Annotated in this window: 13 protein-coding genes; 12 read left to right on the forward strand and 1 reads right to left on the reverse strand. The window is 64.2% G+C overall.

Translation table 11 applies throughout. The features are described from left to right. The first annotated feature begins 78 nt into the window (after positions 1–78). The 7 genes from EJ079_RS08405 to EJ079_RS08435 all read left to right on the forward strand — a co-directional run bounded on the left by EJ079_RS08405 (position 79) and on the right by EJ079_RS08435 (position 8899). Entirely contained in the window at positions 79–972 is an 894-nt protein-coding gene (locus tag EJ079_RS08405; RefSeq protein WP_127808742.1) for a YihY/virulence factor BrkB family protein, read from the forward strand. 275 nt (positions 973–1247) lie between these two features. Further along, positions 1248–2141 (forward strand): SMP-30/gluconolactonase/LRE family protein, encoded by an 894-nt coding sequence (locus EJ079_RS08410; protein ID WP_245481831.1) that lies wholly within the window; start codon positions 1248–1250, stop codon positions 2139–2141. 96 nt (positions 2142–2237) lie between these two features. Beyond that, positions 2238–3251: an ABC transporter substrate-binding protein gene (locus EJ079_RS08415; protein WP_023811211.1), complete on the forward strand. Its 1014-nt coding sequence runs from the start codon at positions 2238–2240 to the stop codon at positions 3249–3251. Between the two features lie 49 nt (positions 3252–3300). After that, positions 3301–4770 (forward strand): sugar ABC transporter ATP-binding protein, encoded by a 1470-nt coding sequence (locus EJ079_RS08420; protein WP_127808744.1) that lies wholly within the window; start codon positions 3301–3303, stop codon positions 4768–4770. A 1-nt stretch (position 4771) separates the two neighbouring features. Continuing rightward, positions 4772–5752 (forward strand): ABC transporter permease, encoded by a 981-nt coding sequence (locus EJ079_RS08425; protein ID WP_164873748.1) that lies wholly within the window; start codon positions 4772–4774, stop codon positions 5750–5752. Between the two features lie 3 nt (positions 5753–5755). Further along, the gene (locus tag EJ079_RS08430; protein WP_127808746.1) at positions 5756–6703 is read left to right on the forward strand and encodes an ABC transporter permease; all 948 of its coding nucleotides are present in this window, start codon (positions 5756–5758) and stop codon (positions 6701–6703) included. Between the two features lie 126 nt (positions 6704–6829). Beyond that, positions 6830–8899, forward strand: coding sequence for a 3-hydroxyacyl-CoA dehydrogenase NAD-binding domain-containing protein (locus EJ079_RS08435; RefSeq protein ID WP_127808747.1), 2070 nt, complete (start codon positions 6830–6832; stop codon positions 8897–8899). A 346-nt stretch (positions 8900–9245) separates the two neighbouring features. On the opposite strand, the gene EJ079_RS08440 is transcribed toward EJ079_RS08435, so the two are convergent. After that, a complete protein-coding gene (locus EJ079_RS08440; RefSeq protein ID WP_127808748.1) occupies positions 9246–10052 on the reverse strand; it encodes a LuxR C-terminal-related transcriptional regulator in 807 nt (268 codons plus the stop codon). A gap of 114 nt (positions 10053–10166) precedes the next feature. Here EJ079_RS08440 and EJ079_RS08445 point away from each other — a divergent pair, with 114 nt between their 5' ends. From EJ079_RS08445 to EJ079_RS08465, 5 genes are all read left to right on the forward strand, one after another. Continuing rightward, positions 10167–11303: an ABC transporter ATP-binding protein gene (locus EJ079_RS08445; RefSeq protein ID WP_127808749.1), complete on the forward strand. Its 1137-nt coding sequence runs from the start codon at positions 10167–10169 to the stop codon at positions 11301–11303. Continuing rightward, positions 11284–12447, forward strand: a complete 1164-nt coding sequence (locus EJ079_RS08450) for a spermidine/putrescine ABC transporter substrate-binding protein (protein WP_127808750.1) — start codon at positions 11284–11286, stop codon at positions 12445–12447. The genes EJ079_RS08445 and EJ079_RS08450 overlap by 20 nt, the downstream gene beginning before the upstream one ends. 64 nt (positions 12448–12511) lie before the next feature. After that, entirely contained in the window at positions 12512–13375 is an 864-nt protein-coding gene (locus EJ079_RS08455) for an ABC transporter permease (RefSeq protein WP_127808751.1), read from the forward strand. Beyond that, positions 13375–14187: an ABC transporter permease gene (locus EJ079_RS08460; protein WP_127266977.1), complete on the forward strand. Its 813-nt coding sequence runs from the start codon at positions 13375–13377 to the stop codon at positions 14185–14187. The genes EJ079_RS08455 and EJ079_RS08460 overlap by 1 nt, the downstream gene beginning before the upstream one ends. Positions 14188–14197: 10 nt before the next feature. Continuing rightward, entirely contained in the window at positions 14198–14959 is a 762-nt protein-coding gene (locus EJ079_RS08465) for a glucose 1-dehydrogenase (protein WP_127266976.1), read from the forward strand. Positions 14960–15038 lie beyond the last annotated feature (79 nt).

The following is a 15038-nucleotide window of genomic DNA, read 5'->3' on the forward strand; positions in this document are numbered from 1 at the left end:
AGCGGCGGCCACGCCCCGGAACTTCGGAAGGTCAGGCGCATTGCTAGTGAACGCCAACTCAATGCCTGCGGACCCGAAGTGCGACCCTCAATCACAGATTCATGGCATCTGGTGCGTGAAAGCATAGTCGGCTTCATCAACGACAATGCGCTTAGCCATGGTGCTGCGATGGCTTTCTATGCCACCACTTCGCTGGCGCCGATCTTGCTGATCGTGGTTGCGATTGCTGGTCTCGTCTTCGGCCACGATGCCGCACAATTGGCCTTGTCCGCGCAGATATCAGGGCTGATGGGACCGGAAAGCGCCGATCTCCTGAAGACTGCGCTGGAAAGTGCATCCGGCAGCCTGTACGGCACCTGGGCCGCGATCATAGGGCTGGTCACATTGCTGGTGTCCGCGTCTGGTGTCTTCGGCGAGATGCAGCAATCGTTGAACACGATCTGGAAGATCGAACCGCAAGGCAATTCCCTGTCGCGTCTGGTGCGGGCGCGGGCCGCCAGTCTGGGGTTGGTGGCCGCACTCGGGTTCCTGTTGCTGGTCTCTCTCATCGCAAGCACTGCGATTTCGGCACTGGGCGATTTCATCAACGCCTATCTGCCGTTCGGAACGATCATACTCAGCGGGATCAACGGCGTCGTTTCGTTTGCACTTATCTCGGTGATGTTTGCCGCCATCTACAAAGTTTTACCCGATCGAACCCTGGAATGGCGCGATGTGGCAATTGGCGCTGTCGGGACCGCGGCCCTGTTCACACTGGGGAAATCGCTTATCGGCTGGTATATCGGCACCAGCGCGATTGCGTCTTCGTATGGCGCCGCTGGCGGCCTGCTCGTCATATTGCTCTGGGTTTACTACTCGTCGGAAATTTTCCTCCTCGGCGCCGAGTTCACGCGCGCCTATTCCGTTCGGCACGGCAGCCGGTCCGACCTGGGCACCTTGGTTGACAGGTCTTTACCCGCGCAGCACGACTGAGCTCGAGCACGGCAGGAGTCCAACTCTGCCGGCGTGCGCGAGCGCAGCCCTGACCGCTTTTGCAGCGTGTTCGCCGGCCCTGATCTGACGTCGTCGCTATCCCGTGCTCGATAGGCACGGCCGACTGTGCAAACGCACAGTCGGCCGTGCGCTTTGACCCGTATCGGCTCGTCGGCACCGCGCCTACGCTCTGCCCCAACAAGAAGCCTATATCGGGAAGCGCTCATGCCATTTGTCACCATGCGGAGTAGCACGGCTGTTCGCGCCGGGAGCCGATGATGTCGGTGTCGGCGCGTGCGCGCCATTCCGGCTTCGACGATGTCGTCGGCGATGCGACCATTGAGACGGTGGCGAGCGGCTTCGGCTTCCTCGAAGGGCCGGTCTGGCACCCCTATGAGAAATGGCTGGTCTTCTCCGACATTCCGGAAAGTCGGATCTATCGCCGCAGTGCCGAAGGCGAGATCGAGCTGTTCCGCGCGCCGAGCCACAAGGCCAATGGCAACACGCTGGACCGCCAGGGGCGGCTGGTCACCTGCGAGCACGCAACAAGCCGGGTGACCCGCGCCGAGCCCAACGGCGGCGCGACGGTGCTTGCCACGCACCATCAGGGCAAGCAGCTCAACAGCCCGAACGACATCGTCGTTGCCACCGGCGGATCGATCTACTTCACCGATCCGGGCTATGGCCGGAGGGAATTCTATGGCGTGCCACGGCCACAGGACCTGCCGTTCCAAGGCGTCTACCGCATCGATGGCGACGGCGCCCGGCTGACATTGCTGGCCGACGATTTCGGGCAGCCGAACGGGCTTTGCTTTTCGCTGGACGAGTCGCGGCTGTTCATCAACGACACCGAACGCGGGCATATCAGGGTGTTCGGCGTCGAAGCCAATGGCGACCTCGATGGCGGCGCGGTGTGGGCAGTGACCGAGGGCGAGGGGCCGGGGGCGCCCGACGGCATGAAGATCGACAGCCGCGGCAATCTTTACTGCACCGGACCCGGCGGCATCCACATTTTCGACGCGTCGGGCGCCATTCTTGGCGTCATCCGGACACCTGAAGATTGCGCGAATTTTACTTTCGGCGACGACGATTTGCAAAGCCTCTACATCACCGCGTCGACGTCGCTGTACCGGCTCAGGGTGCGCGTGCCGGGATTGAGACTGTTTTGAGCTCGCGACAATCCGTGCTCAAATCAGAGTTGGGAGTGAGGCCGGGGTCAAAGCCGGTGGGAATGCAGCAGTCAACACATCTGGGAGGATAACGACATGAAGAAACTGTTCGTTCTGGGAGCCTTGGCGGCAATGCTCGCCTCGGGCACGGCGCTGGCCGACACCAGCGGCAAGAAGATTGCCTTTTCCAACAATTATGCCGGCAATTCCTGGCGGCAGGCGATGCTCGACAGCTATGGCATCGTCACCAAGAAGGCGGTCGCCGACAAGATCGTCGGCGCGGCCGACATCTTCACCACCGCCGACAAGGAGGTGCCGACGCAGGCAGCACAGGTGCAGAACCTGATCCTGCAGGGCTATGACGCGATCGTCATCAACGCGGCCTCGCCGGATGCACTCAACGGCGCCATCAAACAGGCCTGCGATGCCGGCATCGTCGTCGTCTCCTTCGACGGCACCGTGACCGAACCTTGCGCCTACCGTGTCGTCGTCGACTTCAAGGACATGGGCAAGCAGGAAATCGAGCAGATGGCCAAGTTCCAGCCCAAGGGCGGCAATCTTCTGGAAATCCGTGGGCTTGCCGGGACCTCGATCGACGATGCCATCCATGCCGGCATCCTCGAAGGCGTCGCCGCCCATCCCGAGTTCAAGATCGTCGGTTCGGTGACCGGCGACTGGGACCAGACGACGGCGCAGAAGGCGGTTGCGACCATCCTGCCGTCGCTGCCCGACATCGTAGGCGTCGTCGACCAGGGCGGTGACGGTTACGGGGCGGCCCAGGCCTTCGCCGCCGCCGGCAAGCCGCGCCCGACCATCATCATGGGCAACCGCCAGGACGAGCTTCAGTGGTGGAAGGAGCAGAAGGACAAGGACGGCTACCAGACCTGGTCGGCTTCGATCGCGCCCGGCGTGTCGTCGCTCGCCTTCTGGGTGGCGCAGCAGGTGCTCGACGGCCGCACCGACATTCCGCACGATCTGCTGGTGCCGTATCTGGCCTTCACACAGGACGATTTCGAGGCCGAGCTGCCGAAGATCCCCAAGGGCGGCGTCGCCAGCCACGAATACACGCAGGAAGACGCGATCGCGGCCATCAAAGCCAACATCAAGTGAGCCTTGAACAAGCGTTGCCCTCCGGATCATCGAGCGGATATCGTTGAGCATGCCTGAAGGGAACGCTGACATCATCAGACTGAACGGCGCCGAAAAGCATTTCGGCGCCGTTCGCGCACTGGGCGGCGTGGATTTCCATGTCGGCCCCGGCGAATGCGTTGGTCTCGTCGGCCACAATGGCGCCGGCAAATCGACGCTGATGCACATGGTGGCGGGCACGCTGGTGCCCGACAGTGGGCAGATCGGCGTGCATGGCGACACCGAGGACAACTACTCGGTGTCGCGCGCGCAGCAACTCGGCATACGCTGCGTCTTCCAGGAACTGTCGCTGTGCCCCAATCTCAGCGTCGCCGAGAACACGCGCATCAACCACGCGTCGCTGCGCGGCTTCGGCTGGCGGCGCAAGGCGGCGGATCTGATCGCCGCCAAGCTCGACGAGATCTTTCCGGGCCACAGCATTTCGGCGTCCGATATTGTCGGCGACCTGTCGATCGGCCGGCGCCAGATGGTGGAAGTGGCGCGCGCCTTCACCGTCACTCAGGATCGGCTCGACCTCGTCATCCTCGACGAGCCGACATCGTCGCTCGATGCGCATACGGCGGGCCAGCTGCTGGCCTTCGTCCGCCGCTTCGTTGCCGGCGGCAAAAGCTGCATCCTGATCTCGCATGTGCTGGGTGAGGTGCTGCGCAACGCCGATCGCATCGTGGTGATGCGCGACGGCAAGGTGGTTGTCGCCGACGCCGCCAGTGCCTTCGACCGCGACCGGCTGGTGACGGCGATGGGCGGAGCGGAAGCGCGCCAGAAGATCGCGGCGCAAATCGCTGCCGCCAAGCCCGGCGCCAGTCCGCTACGGGTCCGGGCGCGGCCCGCCGCGCAGAAGGACGGCACCGACCTTGTCGCCTGCGCCGGGGAGATCATCGGCCTTGCCGGTCTGGCGGGACACGGCCAGACCGACCTGCTGCTGGCGATCTTTAGCGCGGCATCGCGCGCCAAGGCAGGCATCGAGGTGACGGCGCCGGTGGCGCTGGTCGCCGGCGACCGCCAGTCGGACGGCATCTTTCCGCAATGGTCGATCGCTGAGAACATCGGCATCCGCTCGCTGGCGCGGCTGCGCAGCGGGCTGCTGATCTCGCCGCAGCGCGAGGCCGAACTCGCTGCATTCTGGCAGAAGAAGATCGGCATCCGCACGCCCGATATGAACAACAACATTTTCTCGCTGTCGGGCGGCAACCAGCAGAAGGCGCTGTTTGCCCGCGCGCTCGGCTCGGATGCGCAGATCGTGCTGATGGACGATCCGATGCGCGGCGTCGATATCGGCACCAAACTGGAGGTCTACGGCCTCGTGCGCGAAGAGGCTGCCCGAGGCCGCACCTTCCTCTGGTACACCACGGAAACCGAAGAGCTCGACAATTGCGATCACATCTATGTCTTCAAGAACGGCCGCATCGTCGCCAATCTGCGCCGCAACGAGTTGACCGAAGAGAAGATCATCCAGTCCTCCTTCGGCGATGCGGCCTGAGATGACGGCCGCCAGCCTCGACACCGCCGCCAAGACGTCCGCCGAGCGAGGCGCACTGGCCCGTGCCCGTCTGTTGCGCGGGCTGCTGCCGGCGCTGTCGCTGGCGCTGGTGCTGCTCGCCATCGCCTGGCTCAACCCGCGCGCCATCAGCTATTTCGGCTTCAGCCTGATGCTCAATTTGGCGATCCCGATCGCGTTGGCGACCATCGCGCAGATGTTCGTTATCGCCGGAAACGAGCTCGACCTGTCGATAGGCACCTTCGTCGGCTTCGTCGGCTGTGTCACCGCGACCTGGCTGAAGGACGCGCCGCTCATCGGCGTGATGATCCTGCTCGGGTCGATAGGCGTCTATGCGCTGCTCGGCGCGCTGATCCATCTGCGCAATCTGCCGTCCATCGTGGTGACGCTCGGCATGAGTTTCGTCTGGCAGGGGCTTGCCATTCTCGTCCTGCCCAAACCGGGCGGCAAGGCGCCGGACTGGCTGCTCGGGCTGATGGCGTTCAAGCCGCCCTTCATTCCGTTCCCGATCATCGCCGCGCTGCTGATCGGCGTCATCGTCCATTTCGGCCTGATGCGCACCTCCTACGGCGTGATCCTGCGCGGCTCGGGCGGCAATCCGGCGGCGCTTGGCCGCGCCGGCTGGTCGCTGCTCAAGACCAAGATCGTGCTGTTTGCGCTGGCCGGTCTGTTCGGCGTGCTGTCGGGCATGGCGCTGATCGGCATCACCACCTCGGCCGACGCCAATATCGGCAATGGCTACACGCTGCTGGCGATCGCCGGCGTCATCCTAGGCGGCGGCGAATTCGTCGGCGGCCGGGTGTCGCCGATAGGTGCTGTGATCGGCGCGCTGACGCTGGCGCTGGCCGCCTCGCCGCTGCTCACCTTCATGCACATCCCGCCCGACTGGCAGGTTGCCGCCAACGGCGCCATCCTCATCATCGTGCTGGCGGCGCGGGTGCTGATCAGCCGCAAGGAGAGGTGAGCGATGACATCGGTGAAATCGCTGCTCGCCAAACCCTGGATCTGGTCGTTCATTGGCGCGCTTCTGGTGTGGCTGGCGACGATCGCCTTCACCGGCGGTTATGGCGCCGGCGGCATGGTGACGGCGGCCCTGTCGCTGGCGGTGTTCACCGTCATTGTCGGCGTCGGCCAGATGTTCGTCATCACACTCGGCCCGGGCAATGTCGACCTGTCGCTGCCGGCCAATATCGGCCTTGCCAGCGCCGTCGCGATGAAAGTGATGGACGGCAATGATTCCATGATCGCGGTCGGGCTGCTGGCGGCGCTTGCCTGCGGGGCGGCGATCGGCGCCGCCAACTATCTGCTGATCTGGGCGCTGCGCATCCCGCCGATCATCGCCACTTTGTCGGCCAGCTTCATCATCCAGTCGATCGACATCAGCTACGGCCGCGGCCTGCAGATCAAGCCGCCGCCGGGCTTCGCCGATTTCGCCAACTGGCAAATCCTCGGCATTCCGGTGCTGGCCATCCTCACCGTGCTGTTCACCATCGGTGCGGCGGTCGCCCTGCAGCGCATGATCTATGGCCGCTCGGTGCTGGCGATCGGCCAGAATATCCGCGCCGCCTGGCTCGCCGGCGTCAATGTCGGCCGCATCCGCTTCCTCACCTACACCCTGTCGGGCGCGCTCGGCGGCATCGACGGCGCGCTGCTCGCCGGCTATTTCCGCGGCGCCAATGTCGATATCGGCAATGAATATCTGCTGGCCTCGATCGCCGTCGTCGTCATCGGCGGCACGTCGGTCGCCGGCGGCAAGGCCAATGTGCCTGGCGTGTGGGGCGCGGCGCTGTTCCTGGTGCTGCTTTTGACCATGCTCAACACGTTTGGGGTGAGTGCCGGGGTGCGATTGCTGCTGACGGGGCTGATCATTGTCGGGGTGATCACAGCGGCGGGCGGGCAGAAGGCGCCGCGGTAGGCTCCGCCTTCGTCGTCCCAGGGCTGTAATCATTGTGCCAGGCCGACACCCGGTTCCCTTCGACGTCATGGCGCTGTAAATCCCGTTCGCGCGGCCATGGCCGCTGAATAGCGCTGGGAGGTTTGCGTGTCCGATTTCGTGAAGGTCAGCCGTGACGGCGACGTCGCCGTCGTCACTATCGACAACCCGCCGGTCAACGCGCTGAGTTTTCATGTTCGCGAACCGCTGATGCAGGCGCTCGTTGAGTTGCGCGACGATGCTTCGGTTGCCGCCATCGTCATTGCATGCGCCGGCCGGACGTTTGTCGCTGGCGCCGACATCACCGAATTCGGCAAGCCGATGCAGCAGCCGGAGCTGCGCGCCATCGTGGCTATGCTGGAGACCATCGCCAAGCCGACGGTGGCCGCCATCCACGGCACCGCGCTCGGCGGCGGGCTGGAGCTGGCGCTGGGCTGCCATTTCCGCGTCGCCGATGCCGGCGCCAAGCTCGGCCTGCCGGAGGTGAAGCTCGGCCTGCTGCCGGGGGGCGGCGGCACGGTGCGGCTGCCGCGCCTGGTCGGCGCGGTGAAGGCGCTCAGGATGATCGTCTCCGGTACGCCGGTCGGTGCAACCGAGGCGCATGCCGCCGGTCTCGTCGATGCCGTCTTCGAAGGCGATCTGACGACGCATGCCGTGAACTTCGCCAGGGAAATTGCCCGCAAGGGTGGCCCCTTCACGCCAGTGCGTGATCGCGATGGGCTCAAGGAGACCGACCTCGCGGCTTTCGACGCCGAGGCTGCGGACCTCGCTAGGAAGGCGCGCGGGCTCGAGGCGCCGATCGCCTGTGCGCTGTCGGTGCGCAATGCCGTCACGCTGCCCTTCGATGCGGCGCTGGCGGCGGAACGTGCGTTGTTCGTGAAACTGGTCGGCAGCGACCAGTCGCGGGCGCAGCGGCATTTGTTCTTCGCCGAACGTGAGGCGGCAAAGGTTTCGGGAAAAGACATCGTCAAGCGCAGGATTGCCCGCGTCGGCGTCATCGGCGCCGGCACGATGGGCGGCGGCATCGCCATGGCCTTCGCCAATGGCGGCTATCCCGTGACCTTGCTGGAAACCAGCCATGAGGCATTGCAGCGCGGCTTGGCGACGATCGACAGAAACTACTCGGTGTCCGTCACGCGCGGTTCGCTAAGCGAAGTCGCCAAGCGCGAGCGGCTCGCCCAGTTCAAGGGCTCCACCGATTATGCCGATCTCGCCGATTGCGACCTGATCGTAGAGGCGGTGTTCGAGGACATGGCGGTCAAGAAGGAGGTGTTCGGCAAGCTCGAAGCGGTGGCCAAACCGGGCGCGATCCTCGCCACCAACACCTCCTATCTCGACATCAACGAAATCGCCGCCTCGACCTCGCGGCCGCAGGACGTGCTCGGCCTGCATTTCTTCTCGCCGGCCAATGTCATGAAGCTCCTGGAGATCGTGCGCGCCGACAAGACCGCGCTCGATGCGCTGGCGACCGTCGTCGACCTGGCGCGGCGGATCGGCAAGGTGGCCGTCGTCGTCGGCGTCTGCCACGGCTTCGTCGGCAACCGCATGCTGGCCGCGCGCGGCTCGGAATCGGAAGCGCTTCTTCTGGAAGGCGCGACGCCCAGCCAGATCGACCAGGTCTTCACCGATTTCGGCTGGCCGATGGGGCCTTTCCAGATGGGCGATCTCGCCGGTCTCGACATCGGCTGGCGCAACCGCAAGGCGCGTGGCTTGTCGGCCGTGATCGCCGACACGCTGTGCGAGCAAGGACGTTTCGGCCAGAAGACCGGCCGGGGTTTCTACCTTTACGAGGCTGGCGCGCGTACACCAGTGCCGGATCCCGAGGTTGAAGCGCTGATCTGCGACAAGGCCGCGGAGAAGGGCATCGTGCCGCGCGCGATCAGTGCGGAGGAAATCATCGAGCGCACGCTCTATCCCCTGGTCAACGAGGGCGCCAAGATCCTTGAGGAAGGCATAGCGGCCCGTGCGTCCGACATCGATGTCGTCTGGGTCAATGGCTACGGCTTTCCCATCGGCAAGGGCGGGCCGATGTTCTGGGCTGGCCTCGAAGGCCCGGCCAGGATCATCGAGCGGCTCGAGTACTGGCATCAACGGACAGGCAAGGACGTGTTCAAGCCGGCGCCGTTGCTGATGCGGATGGCCGAGACCGGATCGTGGAACGGCGACGCGATAGCCTGATCAAACGTCATGGGCAAGCCACCCAATTGTCGAGGTCTGCGCTGCCCCTCATCACCCTGCCGGGCGTTCGTTGTTCGAAAAGCCAAGCAATTGGCTTTTCGTCCGCTGCGCGGACCACGCCTCGACTCCCCGTATAGTGACGGGGAGAAGGGGCTCGCGGTAACCTCGTCGCCTGTCTTGCAACGTTGGAGATTGGCGAAACCGGTAATTACTGCGCCCCTCTCCCCGTCCCTATACGGGGAGAGGATGCCGGCAGGCAGGTGAGGGGCAGCGCCGGCGTTCGCAAAAAAGTGACGCGGATTCGAAATCCGAAGCGATTGCCCAGGTAAACGGCGGGGCGAAGTAGCTACCTTATCCGCGCGTCGATGATCTCGACGAAACGTGCGAACAGGCCGGCCTGCGACTTGATCTTGAGCTTGCGGTAGATGTTGCGGCGATGGACCTTCACGGTGCCCGGCACGATGCGCATGGCCCTGGCGATCGATTCCGTCGAATGCCCCTGCAGCACAAGGTCGACGACATGTTTTTCGCGCGGCGTCAGCGACAGGCTCTGCCAGATGTGGGCGCGGTCGAACTCGTTGACCGGAGTGGTCGTCTCGTCCTGCTGCGCCTCTGCAGGTTCATCGGCCGGAAGGGTGGGCCAGCGCAGCCTGGCGAAGCTGATCACCGCCGGCGCCATGTCGCGCAGCAATCTGGCATCGGCGGTGCCGAACGGGCCTGAAGCGCGCAGCCGCATCAGTGAGAGCACCAGCACATCCTTGCCCGGCAGAGGCACGAAGAAGCCGACCTCCTCGGCCAGCCTGGTCTGGCTGTAGTAGGAACGGAAATACTCGCTGGCATAGAAACGGTCCGGCGCCAGTTCGCGCATGCGCCAGAAGCCTTCCTTGCGCTCGACCGCCGCGTGATGGAACGGGTCGAGCAGATAGGGTCCCTCCTGATAGAGCGCGACGAAGACGTGGCTTTCGGCCGGCGAGAAGGTTTCGAACAGCAGCGGCGGGCGCGCCGCGCCGCGATAGCCGAACACCACGCAGTGGTCGAAGCCGACATGGAGCCGCAGCCAATCGACCAGCGCATTGCCGAACAGGTCGCCACTGGTCTCCCGCGTCGCCGCGACGAGCGTGGCGAGCTGGCTGTATTCGTCGCTGCGGGACAACCCATACCCCCTTAAACGAGAAAATAGATCAGATATACCACCTCAGAGGTATATACTAGCCGCCATTGGCTCTGCTAGCGTCCCGATATTGCCCTGTTGCTGGAGCCATCAGCCTTGACCGCAGTGCCCGACATCGAGTTTCGCGGCGTCACCAAGCGCTATGGCGCGGTGACCGCGGTCAGCGGCATCGATCTCGCTGTCCCGCCCTCCGCCTTTGTCGCGTTGCTCGGGCCGTCCGGCTGCGGCAAGACCACCTGCCTGCGCATGATCGGCGGCTTCGAACAGCCGAGCGAAGGCCGGGTGTTCATTCGCGGCCAGGATATGGCTGGGACGCCGCCCTACCGGCGGCCGGTCAACATGGTGTTCCAGCAATACGCGCTGTTTCCGCATCTCGATGTCGAGGACAATGTCGCCTACGGGCTGCGTCAGGCGCGGCCAAGGCTGTCTTCGCGCGAGATCGCCTCAAGAGCGGGCGAGGCGCTCGAAATGGTGCGGCTCGCCGGCTATGGCCGCCGCAAGATCCACGAACTGTCGGGCGGCCAGCAGCAGCGTGTGGCGCTTGCCCGCGCCCTGGTCAACAAGCCGGCGGTGCTCTTGCTCGATGAGCCGCTGGCTGCGCTCGACAAGAAGCTGCGCACCGACATGCAGATCGAGCTGCAGAACCTGCAGCGCGAGATCGGCATCACCTTCGTGCTGGTCACGCACGACCAGGAGGAAGCGCTGTCGATGAGCGATTTCGTCTGCGTCATGAACGGCGGCCGCATCGTGCAGCTCGGGCAGCCGAGCGAGATCTATGACGAACCGGCCGATTTGTTCGTCGCCGATTTCGTCGGCAAGACCAACCTCTTGAGCGGTACCGTCGCCGGACATTCGGGCGAGCTGGTGGAGGTGGCGCTTGCCGACGGCACCGTCATTGCAGCGCGCAAACGAACCGCCCTGCAGCAAGGCGAGGCCGTTTCGGTCAGCCTGCGTCCTGAATCGCTCAGCCTTGGCGCTCAGACGGGCGGCCCCTTCAAAGGCGTCGTCCGCAACCGGATCTTCCTCGGCTCGACGGCGGAATACGCGATCGAGGTCCAGGGCATCGGAACGCTGCTGGCCAGGGCCGATCACCTGATCGGCCACGGCAATCTCTTCAAGCCGGGTGAACCCGTCGCCATCGGCTTTGCCTCCGGAACGCCGCTGGCATTTCCGGAGACCAAGAACAACGGGACCAACCAGAGGGTAGATAAACATGTCGAAATCATATCGTGACGGACTGCCGATAAGCCCCGGGAACTTTGTCGACCAGCTGATGCGTTTGAAGCGCGGCTCGATCGGCCGCCGCGACTTCCTCGGCCTCACCGGCCTTGGCATTGCCACGGCGGTAATGGCGCGCGAGATCGGCATCATGCCGACACCGGCCTTTGCCGCCGAAAGCCTTGGCGACCGCATGTCGATCGCCACCTGGCCGAACTACCATGACCCGGCGACGTTCGAGAATTTCAAGAAGGACACCGGCGTCGCCGTCGAGGTCAACGTTTTCGGCTCCAACGAGGAGATGCTGGCCAAGCTGCAGGCCGGCGCCTCGGGCTGGAGCCTGTTCGTGCCGACCAACTACACGATCTCGACCTATAAGAAGCTCGGCATCATCGAGCCGCTGGAGATGGCGAAGCTGCCGAATTTCGACGGCTCGCAGCAAGATCCCCGCTTCACCGGGGAAGGCACGATCGATGCGGTGACCTACGCCGTGCCGAAGAACTGGGGCACCACCGGCTTTGCCGTCAACACCAAGAAGCTGACCCAGCCGATGACCACCTGGAAGGAGTTCTGGGATACCGCCATGGCCGAAGGCGACAGCCGCACCATGGTGCACGACTACCAGCTGACCACGATCGGCAATGCGCTGAAATATTACGGCTATTCGTTCAACTCGCTCAAGCAAGAAGAGCTCGCCAAGGCGGAGGAACTGCTGCTCAAGGTCAAGCCGCATCTCTTCGCGGTCTCCTCCGACTACCAGCCGGGCATGCGCGCCGGCGACGCCTGGATGACGATGTGCTGGACGAACGATGGCGCGCAGTTGCATCGCGACATTCCCGAGATCGCCTATGTGCTGGGCAAGGAAGGCGGCGAGATCTGGACCGATTTCTACGCCATTCCGAAAGATGCGCCGAACAAGCCGGCCGGCTACGCCCTGCTCAACTACCTGATGAATCCGCAGGTGGCGGTGAAGGAGCATTTGGCCAATGGTGCGCCGTCGACCGATGCGCGGGTCAACAAGCTGCTGCCCAAGGAAGTGCTCGACAATCCGATCCTCTATCCGGCGGCCGACCTGTTGACGCCGCTGGAATTCGGCGCGGCGGCAACGCTGACCGATCCCGGCCGCGCCGAACTGATGGCGCGCTTCAAGTCGGCCTGAGCGGCGGTCTGGCGCGGACAATTGACCGGCGGGCATATGTCCGCCGGTATCGGGGCGGTTTTCAATGCGCGGCAATAGATTTCGTTACAACCTCACGACCGCTTTGCTGCTCGGTCCGGCGACCGCGTGGCTGGTGGTGTTTCTGGTGCTTCCATTCATTGCCATCGCGGTGTTCAGCGTCGGCGAACGGGCGCCGGAAGGCGGCTATCAAGCGGCTTTTACCTTCGCGCAATATGCCAATCTTCCTGCGCGGGCGGCTGCCTTCTGGAACACGATGGTGCTGGCGCCGATAGGGGCGCTCGCCTGTCTGCTCGTCGCTTATCCCGTTGCTTATTATCTCGCTCTGCGCGCACCGCAGCGCTGGCGGCTGATCCTGCTGGCGCTGGTCGTCATTCCGTTCTGGACCAGCCTTTTGATGCGGACCTATGCCTGGATGTATATCCTGGGCGGGCGCGGCATCCCGGCTCTGCTGTCCTATATCGGTTTCGAGGATATCAGGCTGATCAACACGCCGGGCGCGGTGCTGCTCGGCATCGTCTATGGCTACCTGCCGCTGATGATCCTGCCGATCTATGTCAGCCTTGAGCGGCTCGACCGCCGGCTGCTGGAAGCCTCCGCCGATCTCGGCGCGACGCCGCTCTCGACCTTCCTCGGCGTGACCCTGAAACTGTCGCTGCCGGGCGTGATGACCGGCTTCTCGCTGGTGATGATCCTGCTGTTGGGCGAATATCTGATCCCGACGCTGCTTGGCGGCGGCAAGGTGTTCTTTATCGGCAATGCGCTGGTCGACCTGTTCCTGCAGTCGCGCAACTGGCCGTTCGGATCGGCCATCGCGATCACGCTGGTGCTGGTCTCGGTGGTGGTGCTGATTGCCGCCAACCGCATTTCGACCCGGGTTTCGGGCGCGCGCCGGGTGGATTTGATCTGATGCGCGCCTTCGTCATTGTGGTGTTCGCCTTCCTCTATCTGCCGATCGCACTGGTCGTGCTGTTCTCCTTCAACGCCGGCCACCATGCCAGCGAGTTCACCGGCTTTTCGGTGCAATGGTACGGCAAGGCGCTGGCGAACCCGTTCCTGGTCGAAGCGCTGAAGAACAGCCTGTTCATCGCCACCACCAGCGCCTTGCTGGCGGCGTTGTGCGGCACTGCGGCGGCACTCGGCCTGGCGCGCGTCGGCATCAGAACACGCGCGGTCTTCGATGCGCTTCTGGGCGCCGCGATCGTCGTTCCGGGCGTCGTCATCGGCATTTCGACACTGGTCGCGCTCGTCCAGCTGTTCACGGTCGTCAATCCGTTCCTCGCCTCGATCTGGCCCGACGACCAGCCGCCGCGCCTGGCGCTCGGCTACGGCTCGATCATCGCGGCGCACGGCCTGTTCTCCATGGCGCTGGTGACGATGATCGTCGGCACGCGTCTCGGCAGCCTCGACCGCAATCTGGTCGAGGCGTCGAGCGATCTCTACGCCACGCCATTGACGACGTTCCGCTCGATCGTGCTGCCGCAGATCATGCCGGCCGTCGTTGCCGGTTTCCTGCTCGCCTTCACCTTCTCCTTCGACGATTTCATTGTGGCCTTCTTCGTCGCCGGGGCGCAGACGACGCTGCCGATCTATGTCTTCGCGTCGATCCGGCGCGGCGTGACGCCCGAGATCAACGCCATCGCGACGATCGTGCTCGTCGCTTCCGTGCTGCTTGTGGTGCTTGCCCAATGGCAATTGCGCCAGCGCAAGCCGTCGAACTGAAAGTCGCATCATGATCCTCAAAGACCGCATCGCCGTCGTGACCGGCGCAGGCTCCGGCATCGGGCGCGCCGGCGCCATGATCATGGGCAGGGAAGGCGCGGTGGTCGTCATCGCCGACAGGGATCAGGCCGCCGGCGAAGCAACGGCTTCGGACATAAGGGCAGTGGGCGGGCAGGCCGAGGCGATCGCCACTGACGTCGCGGACGATGGGGCGCTGGAAAAGCTCATTGCCGGCACGATCGAGAGGCACAGGCGCATCGACATCCTGCACAATCACGCCGGCATCCAGGTCGGCGGAACGCTGACCGAGGTCGAGGTCGGCGGCATGGACGCGTCATGGCGGGTCAATGTGCGGGCGCAGTTCCTGGCGGCCAGGATGGTCATGCCGTCGATGGTCGCACGAGGCGGTGGTGTCATCCTCAACACCGCCTCCAATTCGGGCGTGTTCTACGACCGCGAGATGATCGCTTACGCCACTTCCAAACACGCGGTGGTGGCAATGACGCGGCAGATGTCGCTCGACTATGCCCGGCACAATGTCCGCGTCAACGCGCTCTGCCCGGGCTGGGTCGACACGCCGTTCAACGAACCGTTCATCGCCCAGATGGGCGGACGCGAGGCGATCGAAACCTATGTCCGCACCAAGATTCCGATGGGACGCTGGGCCAGCGCCGATGAGATCGCGGAAGCGATCCTGTTCCTCGTCTCCGACCGCTCATCCTTCATGACCGGCCAGGCGCTGGTAATCGACGGCGGTGAAAGTATCGGCTGAGACTTGTGCTTTCTTTATCAATTGCCCTGTTTCAAAGCCTTTCCGATATACCACGTCACGACTTTCACCCATGCCGCTG

Origin of the sequence: Mesorhizobium sp. M7A.F.Ce.TU.012.03.2.1, assembly GCF_004006095.1 — a bacterium.
Taxonomy (GTDB): domain Bacteria; phylum Pseudomonadota; class Alphaproteobacteria; order Rhizobiales; family Rhizobiaceae; genus Mesorhizobium.